A 14,059-nucleotide genomic window follows, 5' to 3' on the forward strand; every position below is an offset into this window, starting at 1 on the left:
CCCGCCGTGGCGAGCTGTTCAGGTCGGTTTGGGATGGGCTTTCAATGGGCAAACCCGCAGGGAAACTTGAGCTTGCGTGGCTTCATCTCAGGGATGCGGCCCCGTGGGGCGGCGTCTTCCTGGCGATATTCTTGGCAACGTTTCTTTTCTTGATCGTCGCGGGCGCAACCGGTTTGATGCCAACGAAGTGGGGGCCGGGTGGTGACTGCGGTCCTCGGGGTATGACCCTAGCCGACAACTGCTAGTCGGCCATTTCCTTCAGGGAAGGCTCAACACCTTTGAAGCCGCTCCATTCGTCCATATTGAAGCCGCCTTCGAGGATCCAGCGCCAGTATGGCAATGTGGCAAACGGGATCATTCCCGTTGCCCTTCCAACGTCGGCCGCCCCAACATCGAGATTGCCAGACAAGCCCCGCGCGGGAACGCTCAGCAGTTGCGCCGCGTCAGTGCCCAACTGGAAAGATGGGCCAAGGAGCGCGCCGAAAGCGTCACGGTTGGCATATCGAGATGCCGGCTGGCGACCATCGGCGCCGGGAACCGCGAGACGTCCTGTCGCTGAGGCGAGCGCAAAGAAACCCGGCCCGCCGATTTTTTCCCAGGTGTTGTTGATCTCCATGCCGACCGACAGAATGCCAGAGCGCTCAAAACCCTCGGCAATCCATGTGCCGGGGTTGTTTGAAAGCTCCCGGCCGCTCTCCTTCTGCTTGAAGTAGTAAGCGGCCATTCCCAGCGTCGACATTCCAAGGATGCCCGTGACCATCGAGCCGGGCCCGTCCTGAAGCCCGCGCATCAGAACACGCTGGTTCGACGCGATGGCGAAGGTCTTGAACTGCAGCAGCGCCCGGCCCGTTGGAGTGTGCGCGAACAACGGAACGTCGGCCACGCTCTTGGTGACGATGATGCTGTCGACGTCCTTGTTGAGGCCGCCAGCAAATGCACGGCGCGCGCCTTCGTCGTCCCACCGCTCTATACCGGGAATGTGGACGTTGCCGTCGACCTGGCCGAACTGGTCGAACTGCCTGGCGATCCGCTCAGCCATGTGTTCGTCGATGCCAAGGAAGCCCATGTACCGGCGCTCGTCTGGAGCGAGCTTGGCATAGTCTCCGAGGGCGGCGTTTTTCAGGATGCGGTTCTGCACCAACACCGAGGCAATCGACTTGTGCATGTCGTTCCAGAACGGCAGGAGCGTCATGCGCGAAAACGTGCTGCCCATGTTGTCGATCAGGCGCTCGAACGGGCTGTTCTGTGCATACGGATCGGCAAGTTCGGCCATCGTCGCAATGCGCGACTGCAGCGTCCGTTCGGTCACGGCGCCGACGAGCTTGGCGTCCTCGACGGCGAGTTTGACCGCCTTAAGATTGTTGAGAAGCGGCGCGATGCCTTCGCCCATGTAGCGGCCCAGGCCGTGGACCATTGCAGGGCGAACCGCGTCAGTCAGGGACGAGACGAGAACGCCGCCAAGCTGGCGGATGAAATTGAACGTGCCGGCGGTGCGCAGGACACGGGCAAAGTTGGTGTGCTGGCTGTCGACCTTGTACTGGCCGCGCAGCAGATCGCGGACGCTGGAAAAGTCCTCAACATCGCTTTGCTCGCGGTTTTTGAGCCTTTTGAGTTCCTTGGCCTTCGCGTCCGCGTCCAGGTCGGAAGCTTCGACCTGCTCTCGCAGTGACCGGTAGTCGTCCTTCAGACGATCGAGCTGCGTTTGCAGTGTCGGCTTGCCGGGGCCGCCATGACGCTGATCCATGCGTGTCAGCTCGACGTCGGCGGCCATGACGCGGGCATAGCGCCGGGCAATCATTTCAATGTCGTGTTCAAGGAACTCTTCGATGAGATGATCGGGGATGTTGAAGGTGCGTTCCTTCAGCGGCCCGCGCGACGACATCACCATGTCATAGGACGGCATGCCTTGATTTGCCCGACCGGTTAGCTGGTTGAAGATGTCGTTGACGATTTCGTTGACGTAGTCGGCCCGGTCCTGTGGCGAGACAAACTCGGGGATCTCCTGTTTGACCTTCGGCACCATGGGTTCGAGCTTGTCGGCCTTCACCTTCAGCCCGCCGATATCGGCCTGCATCCGCTCGAGGTCCACCGACTTCGCGGCCAACTCGGCCAGCATGTCGTCATTCGCTTTGCCTTCGGCGTCCATGCGCTTCAGCGCCTCAACGCGCTTGCGCAATGAACGCTCGGCCAGCTTCGCCTTGAACAGGTCGCGCTTGGTCGTGGCATAGTCGACGACCAGGCTGACACGCGGCGAGGCGTTGGCGAGGTCGCGCACCCCGTCTAACTCTAGCTCCAGCTTGGTCAGGCCCTCGCTCAACGTGCGGGCTTCCATGGCCGAAATCTCGCGTTCGTTGATCAGCTTGTCGCCGGCCGCGTCGAAGTCGGCCAGTTCGCTTTCGAGCCGGGAGATGCGGCTGTCCATGCCATCGAGATTTTTTTCGGCTCCAGTCACGCGATCGATGAAATCGCGGACTTCCTTGACCGACGCATTCGGCGACAGGCCGACGTCTTCCAGCCACTTCGCGGCCACCTTGTCGAGGTTGTCGAGCAGTGCGGCTGCAGCATCTTCGTCGGCGGTGCGCAGCGGCACCCCAGCCAGTTCGCCGCGGATCGCGTCAAGCACAGCGTTTGCGTCGACATAGCCGGCGCCGTCGCCCGGCAGGTTCGCGAACATGGCGTCTTCAGCCTGGACGAAGTTGTCGAGGTCGCCGATGCCGCCTTCCTTCCTGAACATGCCGGGATGCGTCTTCGGGGTGACGTCCATTGCCCGCAAGGCTTGGTCGAGCTTGGAGCCGATACGGACACCGCCCTTGCTCCTGATCAGCGCCAGAACCGGGCTGCGCTCGCCGAAGGACTGCTTGCGGCCTGCGGCGCGCTCGGCTTTGCGGACTTCCTTGACCGCATCCACCATGACCGCGTTTTCGTCCATGTTCCGAAGGCGCTTCACCAGATCGGCCGGCGCGCGCTCTTTCAGCACATCGAGGCGGGTCTTGCGCAACCCTTCCAGCGAAGCGGCCTTGCGATCACGAATGCCGCGCCGTTGGGTCAGTCGATCTTCCAGGCCTTCGAGCCGATCGGTCGCTTTGGTCAGCGCTTCACGCTGCTTGTCGGCATCGACAATCTTGTTGCCGATCCGGATCTCGTCCGCCTTGAACTCGAGTTGCGCAAGCTGCTCATCAATCCATGGGCCAACGATGCTTTTGAAGCGGGCTTCACCGGCATTCAGCCGCGGCGAATTCCAGATGCGGGTCAGGTAGGAGACTGCGGTTTTGACGTTCACGTCCGCCGGCAGCAAGCCGACCTCGATTGCCGCCTGCTTCAACGGCTCGAAAAGCCTTTCGCGCCAGACCGATGCAGCCTTGCTGATGACGTCGTTGTCGCCGACGTCACCCCGGCGCATGGCCTTGCTGACGGCCGTCCGGAACTCTTCCGGCGTCATGTCGAAATCAGCTGTCTTGCGTGCTTCGGCGTAGATGGCCTGCGTTTCCTCCAGGCCCTTGGTCAGCGCGCCCCGGTCCCAGTATTTCACGGCGCTTTCGACGGCCAGGTTGCCTTCGCCGCGCACATTCTTTTCGAGGTAATAGCCCGTCTCTGCGATATCGGCCATGTTCGCCCGATGCACCGCCGACGGGCTGTGAGCAGCCCGCGTTAGCGGGTTCAGTTGCGCTGTAGCCTTACCGACCGCCTTGGCGCCGTTGGCAATGGCGTAGTCTTCAAGCACTGGCTTTTCGACTGCAGCAGCGCCAGCGCTCTGCCCCTCAGCCAAGCCAGCCCGGAAGTCAGCCAGCGCCGCGCCGTCGTCGTCAGGCTGTGCCCTGACACGATCAACCGAGGCCAGCGCTGCCTTACGTTCGGCGGCAGAGAACAGCGCGCCGACGCTGGAGCCGAGCAGCGTGCCCAGAACCGCACCGCCGCCAATGGCAAGGACGCTTTCTTCGAGAGGCCGCGTCTCCTGTGTCGCCTGCAATGCGAATTCCGACACACCAGCACCAAGCGCGCCGGCAAGGCCGGTTGAGACAGCGGTCCGCGCGATGGTTGCACCAGTCGTCGCGCCCTTCACCAGAGCGCCGCCCGGCAGCAGGGAAGGCCAATCGAACAATGACACGCCAAACTGCGCTCCCAGGGCAGTCCATCCGCCAGCATCAAGAATGCGCCGGTCTTCCCGCTCCATGTCGATCTGGCTTTTCAGCGCCGTGAAGGCACGCCGGTTGAAGACGCCGGCGAGCCGGTCCCAATGCTGCTCATAGGGCGTGCCCTGGATTTCGCTCCAGACCTCTTCGCCGGTGAGCCCGTCTCGCGTTGCCCGGTCAATCCCGGCCATCTTGTTGTTGCTGGCCGACCCGATGGTGTGGTCTTGCCGCCACGCCGCACCCAGGATGGACATGGTGTCAGGGGCAATCTCCGGCTCTTCTGGGGTGTAGTCCAGCGCACGGAAGGTGCCGAGCGCCGGACGCTCATCGGGATACTCAATCTGCGGCATCGTCACCCCACACAGCTTTGTCGATCGTGCGCTTTCGCGCCATGCCCGGACTGTCAGGCAGCGTCTTGGGATCAATGATTGGTCCAGGTGCTGCCGGCACATCAGGCGGCCGGCGGCGGATGGTGGCTGCTTCCGACCGGCCGAGTTCGCGTGCACCTTCTGCGGCTCGCGCCTTCATCCAGTCAGGACCGACAGTTTCATCAAGCGCACGGGCAGCAGCAGCCTCGCCAGCGCGTTCGGCGTCGTTGGCCGCGTCATTGCGCCCACGGGTCGCTAGGAAGCGCTCCTTAGCCTCGCCTGTGGCCTTATCGCTCAGCTCCTTAATGGTGGCGGCTTTAACACCCCACGGCGGGCCAAGGACTTCATCGTACTGTACCTGGCCGCCCTCGGTGTATTGATAGAACAGGCGATAGCGTGGTGGCCTGCCTGCTTTGACGCCGCCGGCCTCGATGTCGGCGCGGGTCTTGTCACTCGCCAGGATCGCAACGTTCTCGACTTTCCGGCCGAGCTTGGCGGCGTAGTCGCTGGCGGTCTTCATGGCATCTTCGCGCAGATAATCCTGCGTGTCGCCAACTGCCGGATAGTGCAGCTCGGGTGGCATACGCATCAGGTTCGGCTTGCCCGAAATGTTGCTGACGTTCCAACGGGTCTTCAGGTCGGCGAGTGCTGCCGCCTTTGCCGAACCAGCATCGCCGCCCATCTCGTAGAACTTTTCTTCGGCAATCTCTCGGTACTCGGCCAACAGGCCGACCGGGTGATCGGGAACGATGCCAGCGCCGGGCTCCGCGGTGAAGATGCTTGGGTCATACATGGCAGTCACGTCAGCAACCGTGAGGTCTTTGACGAACTTCTGAAGCTCCGGCTTGAGCACTTCCCGTTTGGCCTTCACCGCCGGATCGGCCATGGCGATAATGCGGGTCGCTGCTTCCTCGCCGCTGAGGCCCCGGTCGTTGACCAGGTGCCGGAATACGGCCAGCTTGTCGCGCGCCTGTGCGCCGCCTTCGAAAGCCCCGAACGAGATGGGCGCAATACGCTCGACGGCGTCGGCCGCTGACATGGCCTTCGCGAAAGTCGCCGGATCGGTCGACGCCACACCCTGGCGAACCATGGCCTGAACGGTCTTGGGGATGTATTTGGTGCGGTCGATGAAATCGGACGTGATGGCCTGTTGCTGGTCAGCATCTTCGGCCCGGGCGATCAACTGGTCGTAGGTCTTGTCGGCAACCTTGGTCTGGTCGTTGTCGAACGAGTTCACCGAGACGTCGCCGCTCGCCATGGCCTTGATCATGGCATTGACGTCGCCACTGTCTTTCTGCGCGGTGCGCAGAGCTCCAATCAATTCGGCCTTGTCGCCGTTGTCGAGCGTCGTGTCGGCTAGGATGACACTCTCCCGCACCTGGTCGGGTTCGGTCTTGATCAGAAGGCTGTAGTTGTCCTTTGCCGCCGCGCGCTGCTGCGTGACCTGCTGACTGTATTCCGTCTCGCCCCATGAGGCCAATTGGTCACGGCGGTCGTGCGGGATCGCGTCGAGATCAGGGTCACCGGGTGCAGGCGTGTAGGTTCCACCCAACAGCGCTGCAGCCTTCTGCTTATGGCCCTCCATCTGGAACTTGACCTTGTCGGCAACCGTGCCAGGCGCGCCGCCGGCCTTATAGTCCGAGCGGTCGTATCGCCCAGGTGCGCCGGCATTGATCGCAGAATAGATGTCGATCAACCCCATACCCGGCTTAACGCCGGCATCACGCAGATACTGGCCGGCAGCAGCAACCTGCTGCTCGATCGGCATATCCTTGGTGACGCCATACTTCGCCGCCTGCGGCTCGCCCCACTGGATCAGCCCGCGATGGGTGCCCCATTTGGTCGTCGGCCCCTTGATCCATGGGTCAAACGTGCCGCCCGTCTCGTAGGACATGACCGTCGCCAGATCGACAGGGTCAATCCCGAGCTGCTGCGCGGTCTGCTGGATGGCGCCCGCAAGTCCCTTCGTGTCGACCTTAATGCCCTTGATGTCGCGGATTGCGGTCTGTGGATCCTGCTGAAACTTCCAGCGCCATTTGCTTTCGGCTGCATCGGCCTCCCACTTCTGGCGGCGTTCAGCCTTCCACGGCTCCGGCATATTCGCCGAGTTGATCGCTTCCAAGCCTTGACGTTTCAAATCCTCGAAGCCGGCGGCATTGTTCTGGATCTGCGTTCGGTAGCTGTCCAGGTTCGTGTTCGTCGTGCGGTCGTAATAGGCACCCTTCGCCTTGCGCTCGTAGTCGTCGGCCTTCTCGAACAGTGCGTTGCCACGCGACAGGATGTTGTTCAGGTAGCCTGTCTGGGCGTCCTTGGTCAGGCCCTCGAAATTGGCTTTCGCAAAATCGTTGGCGCGCTGCTGGTGGCCTTCCATGAACTGGCGCGTGAAGCCGATACCGCTTTCCGAGCTTTCTTCGCGAGCCTTGAGGAAACGCTGTTCCTCATCGGCGAGAAACTTCGTCAGGCTGGTCGAAACCGCGTTGGAACGGTCGTTGGCGACGTCGATCTTCTCGCGGTCGGCGAGGTCGAACAGGCTGTAGCTCGCCCGTACGACGGCCTGGCCGGCGTCCTGCATCGCAGCGCCGACCATGGGCGTCGGCCCGGAATTGGCAATGCGGCCCGAACGCGGGTTGTTGTACGCGACGTCTCGGGCGGTAGGAATGTTCACCATGCGCTATTCACCATTAGCCATACGGGAGAGAGACGGACGTCGAGGTCTGGGTTTTCTTGTTGCTCTCGCCAAACCGGCTGAACATCGATGACATGCCGGAGAAGAGGTTGCCCGCCGCCCGGATGCGCGCCGCGCGCATGGCGCTTTCGGCGTTGTAGCCGGCGACCTTGGCGGCGTCGTTGTAACCGCGCGCCTGCTGCTCTCCCTTGTAGATGTCGGTTTCGGCGGCCAGTTCCACCCGCTCGGCAGTGTCGCCCATGATCTTGATGACCGACGGATCGGTCATGTTGCCACCTGAGCCGGCAATGGCCGCCTGCTGCTGCGAAAGCAGGTGCTTGCCTTCGCGGTAGCGGGCCATGGCGTCGCGCTGGCTTGCCGCTGCCGCCTCGTCCGCCTGCATCGCGGCGACCTTCTGCTCGTACTGGAAACGGGCCTTCTGCTCGCGGCCCTCTTGCATGGCCCCGGCAACGGACATGATCGTCCCGCCGATGCTCGCTATGGTGCCGATTGCCCCGAGGACAGGCGTTAGGAAACCCATTGCCAGACTACCTTTCCGTCTAAAATCTCGTCTGTAGGCTTGAAACCCAGCTTCAGCATCAGGGCTTCCGCACGCGGGATCGACGTGTCGCAGGTCGCCTTGATCACCCGCGCGCCCCGCTTTTTGACCTCGCCGAGCACCTGCAGGATGTGCCGGAAGATGAGCGGCTTGCGCGCTTCTGCCGGCACTTCAAGGAAAGCCATCCATTCGCCTTCCGCCGTCTCGATGACGCAGCCGAAACCCGCCAGGAGGCGACGACGCCAGAGAGCGCGGCCGATCCATTGGCCTGTCACCTGCACGCCGCCGTAGAAGCGCGCGAAGTCGATGTCGTCGGCCGGCCTGATGTCAGCCATTGGTCTGAACATCCATGACCAGCGAGCCGGCAGTGAACGGGTATGGCGAACGCTGTTCGAGGCATAGCCGGCTGTCGGTGCTCCAGTCGCTGGAAATCGACATCATGTCGGCGTCGAAGCTTGTGAACAGCGTGTTCGCAGCGATCGGCTTATCGTTCTTCGTCGTGGTCAGGCGCCGAAGGCTGACGAAATCCATGCCGACCCGCAGGCCATCCAGCATTGTGTTCACAAGGTACATGCCGAGCTGAGACACGCGCTTCTTTTTGAATAGCGCCGTGCCATTTGCAGCCCCGTAGGCGAGTTTGGTCGACTGCCAGCGTCCGACGTAGGGAAGACCGATCACGACCGCCTTGCCGGCAGGCTGTGGCGGCAGGACGACCTGCCCGGCAGCGACAGTGTAGAGATTGTCCTGATCATGCAGGGCGGCACCATCGAGCCAGACGGTGACGCCCTTGCCGTTGAGATGCGGCACGGCAAATGTCGTCTGGCTGGCGGTGGCGGTGAAGCGCTTAAAGCCGTCGGCCAGGCAATTGGTCTTGCCGCCGCGGCAGTCCTTCAGATCGGCCAGTCGTTCCAGGCGCTGTGTTCCATCCCGGGTAATGGCGAAGTAGACGTTGTCCTGACCCTTGCCCCGGCAGGCGATGACCTGTTTGAACTGGCCGTCGGTGACGACACGCGACCATGCGACCACCTTCTCGGAAGGCCGATAGGTCAGGGCACGGGCTTCGCCGTTTTCGAGGATGAACCACACGACGGTATCGGGCTGGCGCTGGACGGCGACACTGACAATCGGAGATCCGTCGCAGATGTCTTCATGCATCGCCATGAGGTCCATGGCGCTGTAATCCAACGTGCCTTGCTCCGCGATCAACGCGAAGACCCTAAGCCCGGTGCTCTGGACGAAGATGCCATCCTTGTCGCACTTGACTGACCGCAGGTCGTAACTGCCTTGCGTCGATCCATCCACCGGAAACCAGCTCGACGCTGTCAACGGTTCATCGAAGCTCGACGACTTGATCGAAATCTCTGAATTGTCGGTGCCGGCGATGAGGCGCTGAAGGCCGAGCAGCCAGAGAATGCCTCTGTCCGTGCTGGCGCCGATCGACCGGAAGATCGGTGCGCTGTCGCCCTCGACGTTGTCGTCAAAGCTGTGGAAGGCGTCAGGCACCGAACCGTGCACGAAGTCGCCCTTGCCCCAATACAGGCGACCGCCGAACGCTTCGATGCCCCATGGCCAGCCGTCGTAATCCGACCACGTTGAGAAGTCCCATTCGAACGTCGGGTTCAGGGAGTAGAAGCGGCTCAGCACTTCGACACTGGCAACTGTCGCACTGCTGTAGGCGGTCATGCGCGCAATGCCGACCTGACTGCCGCCGGTATAAATGAGCGCCGTGTCGATGGTGCCGCTGGTGTAGGTGACAGCCACGAAGCGGAAGAACTTCACGACGTTGTTGTCAGGGTCTCTATAGGTCGTTGGCCCCGTGTTTGCCGTGTAGGTGCTGTGCGTGCTCCAGGCGCCGGGATTGCCGCTGCCGTCATCGGTTGCGACCTCAAGGCGGACGGAACCTACCCAGGTGCCAGACACCTGATACGAGAAATCCCGCGCGGCATTGACGCCAGAGACGCGGATAGATGCGCCATTGGCCGGGGCCGCTGTGAAGCTCTCTTGCACGGTCTGGCCTGACTGGAACAGCCGGAACAGGCGGTTGACCATGCTGGCCTCGAAGAACGCCCTGCTGGCCGTCAGCGTGCCGTTGCCGGTGTACACCGAAGGCGTCAGCGCCACCGTGCCATCAGACGCCACGAATGGGCCGTCAGCGACCTTATAGCGCTGGATACCCCAGCTTGTGTCGCCACGGCGCTGGATTTCGCGCTGCTGGAACTGGCGAGATGCCAGATAGAGCACGTCGATGTTCTGCTTGTGCCTTGGTGCCGCCAGATCGGCCGTCGCCCATGGCGTTGAAAGGATCAATGTCCCCGCCGTGTCGATCTGGCAGCGAGCTACCAGCGCCTGCCTGGCGTTGTCCGTGTAGAGTTCGAGGTAGACGCTCCCCGTGGTGGGTGTGAAGGCGATTGAATGGTCGCCGTCATCCAGTATCGACAGGGGGAGAACGTCGCTTGCCCCCGCAGAGGTGCCGATATGCACCCAGACCGGGCCGCGAACGACCTCAACGCGAAGGCCATGTTCCTTGCCTTGGTCGCCACCTGCCACTGTGATCGTCTGGCGAGCGGCGGCGCGGCCCTGAGTGGTGCCGGTCAGCACCAGGTTGCCGCCCGATACATTGGCCGAGGCGCCGGCAGCGCTGGCATTCGTCCACCCGGTGAAGGAGTTGAAGTCGCCGTTCGTGATCGAGGTGGCGACGGCCACGCGGGTCACGAAGGCGTTGTCCTTCAGGATGCGCATTTCGTTGTTCGAGAGGATCGGCACCAGCATCGAGGCGTTCGAGCCGGCGAAGGAGTATTCGAGCAGGCGGACATCGCCCAGGTTGACGTCTGCGATGTGCTCCAGGCCGGGCCGCAACGTCATCGAGCCCACGACACGTGGCAGGATGTTCGAGCTAAGCGCCGACGCGAACTGCATGCGCTCCAGATCGAGACGAGAAAGCGCTTCCTCGCCGACTTCGCCGCCGTTCAGGGAATAGACTGGGGCCGAAACGCGAGGCATCAGACGTCACCTTCGCCGAAAGTGATCTGCCCGCCGACCAGCGTGCCGCCATTGTCACGCGAGCCGCCGATACCACCGCCGCCGCGCCGCGCGCGAAGCCAGGTGCCGGGCTCGATGATCTTGTTGTTCTCGTTGCGGGCATCGACGTTCTTTGCCTGCATCAAGGCGCGTTCCATGCGCTTGCTGAGCTTTTCCTCCAGCGTGTCGCCCGATGTGAGCTTGCCGCAGGTGTCGAAGGCCAGTTTCAGCGCGACATAGCGCCAGAACATGGTTGGCCATGTCGCAATCTTGTCGTCTGCCGTGTTCACGTCGCTGATGAAGCGCAGATACAGCGTCGGCGTGTTGGCGTGCAGGTTGCCGCCTTGGTCAACGTAGTCGTGGAAGGTCGTGAAATTCGGATTGTTCGAGACAGTCACCGTGCGCAGCCAGGTCGCCGGATAGTCGAACGCATAAGCCCAGCCCACAGCAGGCGTCAGCGCGCCATTGGCCGACAAAGCTGCCGAAGCCTTGGCGAAGTTCCAGTCACCTGAGTTGAAGGCTTCTTCGATCGCGCCGGCCCAGGCGCTGTCAAAGACGTATCTCGCCTCGACATCGTCGGTCAGGGTGACGATGGTTGCCTTTTCCAGATGAACCAGCGCCTGCTTCCAGATCTGCAGCTTTGTCGCCATGGGGTTACTCGCCCTTCATCAGTTCGATGTACTTCTCGGCTGCCTTCTCGGCAGCTTCCTTGGTGTCGAAACCGGTCTGGATCACGTTGCCGCCATGCAGGAAGCGCCACTTGTGGTGCGGCCCGCCAAAGCTGATCTGCGGCGGGCTGACGTCGCCCGACGCGACCTTCGGAGCGGTTGCTTCGTCAAAAAGCCGGATCACGCGTACCGCAGCCGACGTCTTGGTGACGCTCAAGACGCGAAGCGTGCAGTCCAGCTTGTGATCGTCGGACAGCACATCGATCGTCATGCCAGGGCGAAAGACCGAGACGTGATTGGCGAAGAATTCCGGGTGCGTGACTTCCTCGAGAGTGGTTTCGGAAGGGACAGTCGCCGCGTATCGGCCGATGGCATAGTCGGCCTGCGCGAAGCGATGCCCCGCAAGTTTCGTGACTTGGGTCATTTGGTTCACCGTCATTGAAAGGGAAATGGAAAAGGGAGGCCCGAAAGCCTCCCCCGTTCGCTTAGTCGGTGTCGGTCGCCGTGATGGCGAGGCCGTCGGTCAGGTCGATGCCGAGACCGTTGGTCCCGGTCGCCTCGTCGATCACCCAGCAGTAATGGACCGCCGTCACCGGGCCGGCCAGCGTGGTCGTGCGCGTGCGGACGATGACAATGTCACCCTGGCGGGCACCCTTGGCAAAGCCGTCGCTGACGAAGTTGCTGGTGTTGACCGTGGCAATGGCATCAACGGTATCCAGCAGCCAGGTTTTCATGGTGCTGGCGCCGGAGAGACCATCGGTCAGGAGCTTGAAGCCGTTCGTTTCGTAAGCCATTTCCGCCTCCTTACGAGAATGCAGCGGTGTCGTCGGTGACGACCTTGATCACGCCGGCCTGCTGCAGAATGGTGGCGCCGTCGTAGATCGTGGCACGGTCGTAGGAGTAATCGTCCTCGCCGTTGTAGCCCGCATCGACCTTCACATCGCCGGCGATGGCATGACCCACGGCAGGCTTGGCGAAGATGAAGTTGGACGCAGTCGCCGTGCCCTTGCCGGGCAGGCCGTTGTGCATGATGTGCTTCGCACCGAGCCAGACCTTCGGCCGGTCGAGCGCCAGGCCGACGAGCGGCTTGGCGTCGATGTAGTCGGCCGATTTGAACTCCTGGAAGGTGAGCAGGCGAGCCCATGCCTTCGGGGTCCAAAGGCAGGTGATCTCGTTGCCGACCATGACGTCGAGCTCGAAAAGCTCGGTCAGGGCGTCAACGGTCTTGCCATAGGTCAGGGTCTGGGCAGCGCCACTCGCATACGAGTTGGTGGCGGTCGCCAGCGCGTCGATGATGGTGAAGTCGATTTCACGCGAGGCCGTCAGCGAGCTGGCGTTCTGCATCGCTTCGCGCAGGTTGGCAGGCGCCGTGAACACGTCGAAGTTCGGGCGGGTCTCTTTGGTGTGTTTTTCTTCCAGCGTGATCGTCGGCTGGCTGTCGCCACGGTTACGCGACGGGATGAGCCCGTTCGTGCCGCGCCTGGTCATGCGACCCGCAGCACCCTGGAGCGCGAATGAGGCCGTCAGGCCGCTGATCATGAGTTCCTTGGTGACGCAGTCCTTGAGGTAGGTTTCGCCGCGCTGAAAGGCGACGACCCACTCATCACGGTACTGGGTTTTCGTGATGGCATAGGCCATTGCGATATCCTTCGTTGATGATTTGGAGGGGTTTCTTCCAGCCGTGATCAGGGTGCCGCGCCCGAGCTTTCGCGGGGTGCCGTGCCGAAGCACAGGGCCGCTACTCCCCCAGCGCGGGGCGTCACATCAGCTTGTATTTTGGAGAGGTTTGCGGGGCCGGAAACCGGGATGCCGCGATCAGTATACAGCCGCCCGGATCACTTCCGAGCGGTTATCTTATCGAGCTGGGCATAGATCTTCGTCAGCTTGCCCTGAACATCATCGCTCTTGAACTTTGTCGGGTCCGAGACCCGCAGCGCCAGCAGTTCCTGCTTCTGCGCTTCCAACGTCTTGCCGGTCGCCTCGATGTCGCCGGTGAGGATCGCCGTGCTGCCGTAGTAGTCGGCGCCAATGGTGGCCATCATCTTCACGAACGGTAGGCTGTCCTGCAACCGGGAGCCATCCATGAGGCGCAGGCCCATCATCTGGCCGAAACCTTCCTCGCCCAGATGCGCCTTCATCAGCTCCTGCGCCGCGCCGATCTGGCCGTCATAGTCGCCGCCCCACTCGGCCCGAAGCGCCTTCTGGGTGTCGCCGGCAACCTTCGCAAGCTGTGCGTTCAGCTCTTGCGCCTGTGCCGCAGCGAAGTCCTGATACCAGTCGAGGGCGGCGGCGGCGACCTTCGGCGGGACATTCCGCTCGTGCATCGCTGCCTTGAAGTCCGCCAGGATCGCCTTGTCGGCGTCGGTCACTTCGAAGCCTTCCCGGAAGTCGCCGGGGTACTTCGTTGCGTCGTCGGGGATGCCGTTGGCCTCCCGATACGCCTTCACCTCTTCCGGGGTCGACTTGTCGGTCAGCTCGATCTGCTTGCCGCCGTTCTTGGCGTTCTTGTAGCCTTCGCGGAACGCCTTCGAAATCTCGTCGGCCGACTTGTAGCGCTCAAGCTGCTTCATCATGGCCGCGTCACCGCCAGCCAACTGTTCGCGGAACGACTGAAGTGCCGCGTCAGCGGCAGGATCGGCAGCCGGCGCTGG

10 protein-coding genes are annotated in these 14,059 nt (G+C 62.5%); all 10 read right to left on the reverse strand.

The window, feature by feature from the left end:
- Positions 1-241 precede the first annotated feature (241 nt).
- Positions 242-4,480 (reverse strand): hypothetical protein, encoded by a 4,239-nt coding sequence (locus N7E70_RS18200; protein ID WP_263007216.1) that lies wholly within the window; start codon positions 4,478-4,480, stop codon positions 242-244.
- Positions 4,467-7,166, reverse strand: a complete 2,700-nt coding sequence (locus N7E70_RS18205) for a hypothetical protein (protein WP_263007217.1) — start codon at positions 7,164-7,166, stop codon at positions 4,467-4,469. The genes N7E70_RS18200 and N7E70_RS18205 overlap by 14 nt, the downstream gene beginning before the upstream one ends.
- A gap of 13 nt (positions 7,167-7,179) precedes the next feature.
- On the reverse strand, positions 7,180-7,641 hold the full coding sequence (locus N7E70_RS18210) for a hypothetical protein (RefSeq protein WP_263007218.1): 462 nt from the start codon (positions 7,639-7,641) through the stop codon (positions 7,180-7,182).
- 50 nt (positions 7,642-7,691) lie between these two features.
- Complete coding sequence (locus N7E70_RS18215; protein WP_263007219.1) at positions 7,692-8,057, reverse strand: hypothetical protein; 366 nt, start codon at positions 8,055-8,057, stop codon at positions 7,692-7,694.
- Positions 8,050-10,722, reverse strand: coding sequence for a hypothetical protein (locus N7E70_RS18220; RefSeq protein ID WP_263007220.1), 2,673 nt, complete (start codon positions 10,720-10,722; stop codon positions 8,050-8,052). The genes N7E70_RS18215 and N7E70_RS18220 overlap by 8 nt, the downstream gene beginning before the upstream one ends.
- Complete coding sequence (locus tag N7E70_RS18225) at positions 10,722-11,390, reverse strand: hypothetical protein (RefSeq protein WP_263007221.1); 669 nt, start codon at positions 11,388-11,390, stop codon at positions 10,722-10,724. Before N7E70_RS18225 ends, N7E70_RS18220 begins: the two co-directional genes overlap by 1 nt.
- Positions 11,391-11,394: 4 nt before the next feature.
- Complete coding sequence (locus tag N7E70_RS18230; RefSeq protein ID WP_263007222.1) at positions 11,395-11,832, reverse strand: hypothetical protein; 438 nt, start codon at positions 11,830-11,832, stop codon at positions 11,395-11,397.
- A 61-nt stretch (positions 11,833-11,893) separates the two neighbouring features.
- Positions 11,894-12,202 carry a hypothetical protein gene (locus N7E70_RS18235; protein ID WP_263007223.1) on the reverse strand — a complete coding sequence of 103 codons (309 nt, stop codon included), beginning with the start codon at positions 12,200-12,202 and terminating at the stop codon, positions 11,894-11,896.
- A gap of 10 nt (positions 12,203-12,212) precedes the next feature.
- Entirely contained in the window at positions 12,213-13,046 is an 834-nt protein-coding gene (locus N7E70_RS18240; protein ID WP_263007224.1) for a phage capsid protein, read from the reverse strand.
- A gap of 197 nt (positions 13,047-13,243) precedes the next feature.
- A complete protein-coding gene (locus N7E70_RS18245; protein ID WP_263007225.1) occupies positions 13,244-13,981 on the reverse strand; it encodes a hypothetical protein in 738 nt (245 codons plus the stop codon).
- Positions 13,982-14,059 lie beyond the last annotated feature (78 nt).

Origin of the sequence: Aminobacter sp. NyZ550 (genome assembly GCF_025628925.2) — a bacterium.
Lineage (GTDB): Bacteria > Pseudomonadota > Alphaproteobacteria > Rhizobiales > Rhizobiaceae > Aminobacter > Aminobacter ciceronei.

Excerpts from the sequence above, each read along its gene's own strand:
- N7E70_RS18205 (WP_263007217.1), bottom strand. The coding sequence starts at position 7,166 with ATGGTGAACATTCCTACCGCCCGAGACGTCGCGTACAACAACCCGCGT.
- N7E70_RS18220 (WP_263007220.1), bottom strand. The coding sequence starts at position 10,722 with ATGCCTCGCGTTTCGGCCCCAGTCTATTCCCTGAACGGCGGCGAAGTC.
- N7E70_RS18225 (WP_263007221.1), bottom strand. The coding sequence starts at position 11,390 with ATGGCGACAAAGCTGCAGATCTGGAAGCAGGCGCTGGTTCATCTGGAA.
- N7E70_RS18245 (WP_263007225.1), bottom strand. The coding sequence starts at position 13,981 with ATGATGAAGCAGCTTGAGCGCTACAAGTCGGCCGACGAGATTTCGAAG.
- N7E70_RS18235 (WP_263007223.1), bottom strand. The coding sequence starts at position 12,202 with ATGGCTTACGAAACGAACGGCTTCAAGCTCCTGACCGATGGTCTCTCC.
- N7E70_RS18240 (WP_263007224.1), bottom strand. The coding sequence starts at position 13,046 with ATGGCCTATGCCATCACGAAAACCCAGTACCGTGATGAGTGGGTCGTC.
- N7E70_RS18215 (WP_263007219.1), bottom strand. The coding sequence starts at position 8,057 with ATGGCTGACATCAGGCCGGCCGACGACATCGACTTCGCGCGCTTCTAC.
- N7E70_RS18230 (WP_263007222.1), bottom strand. The coding sequence starts at position 11,832 with ATGACCCAAGTCACGAAACTTGCGGGGCATCGCTTCGCGCAGGCCGAC.
- N7E70_RS18210 (WP_263007218.1), bottom strand. The coding sequence starts at position 7,641 with ATGTCCGTTGCCGGGGCCATGCAAGAGGGCCGCGAGCAGAAGGCCCGT.
- N7E70_RS18200 (WP_263007216.1), bottom strand. The coding sequence starts at position 4,480 with ATGCCGCAGATTGAGTATCCCGATGAGCGTCCGGCGCTCGGCACCTTC.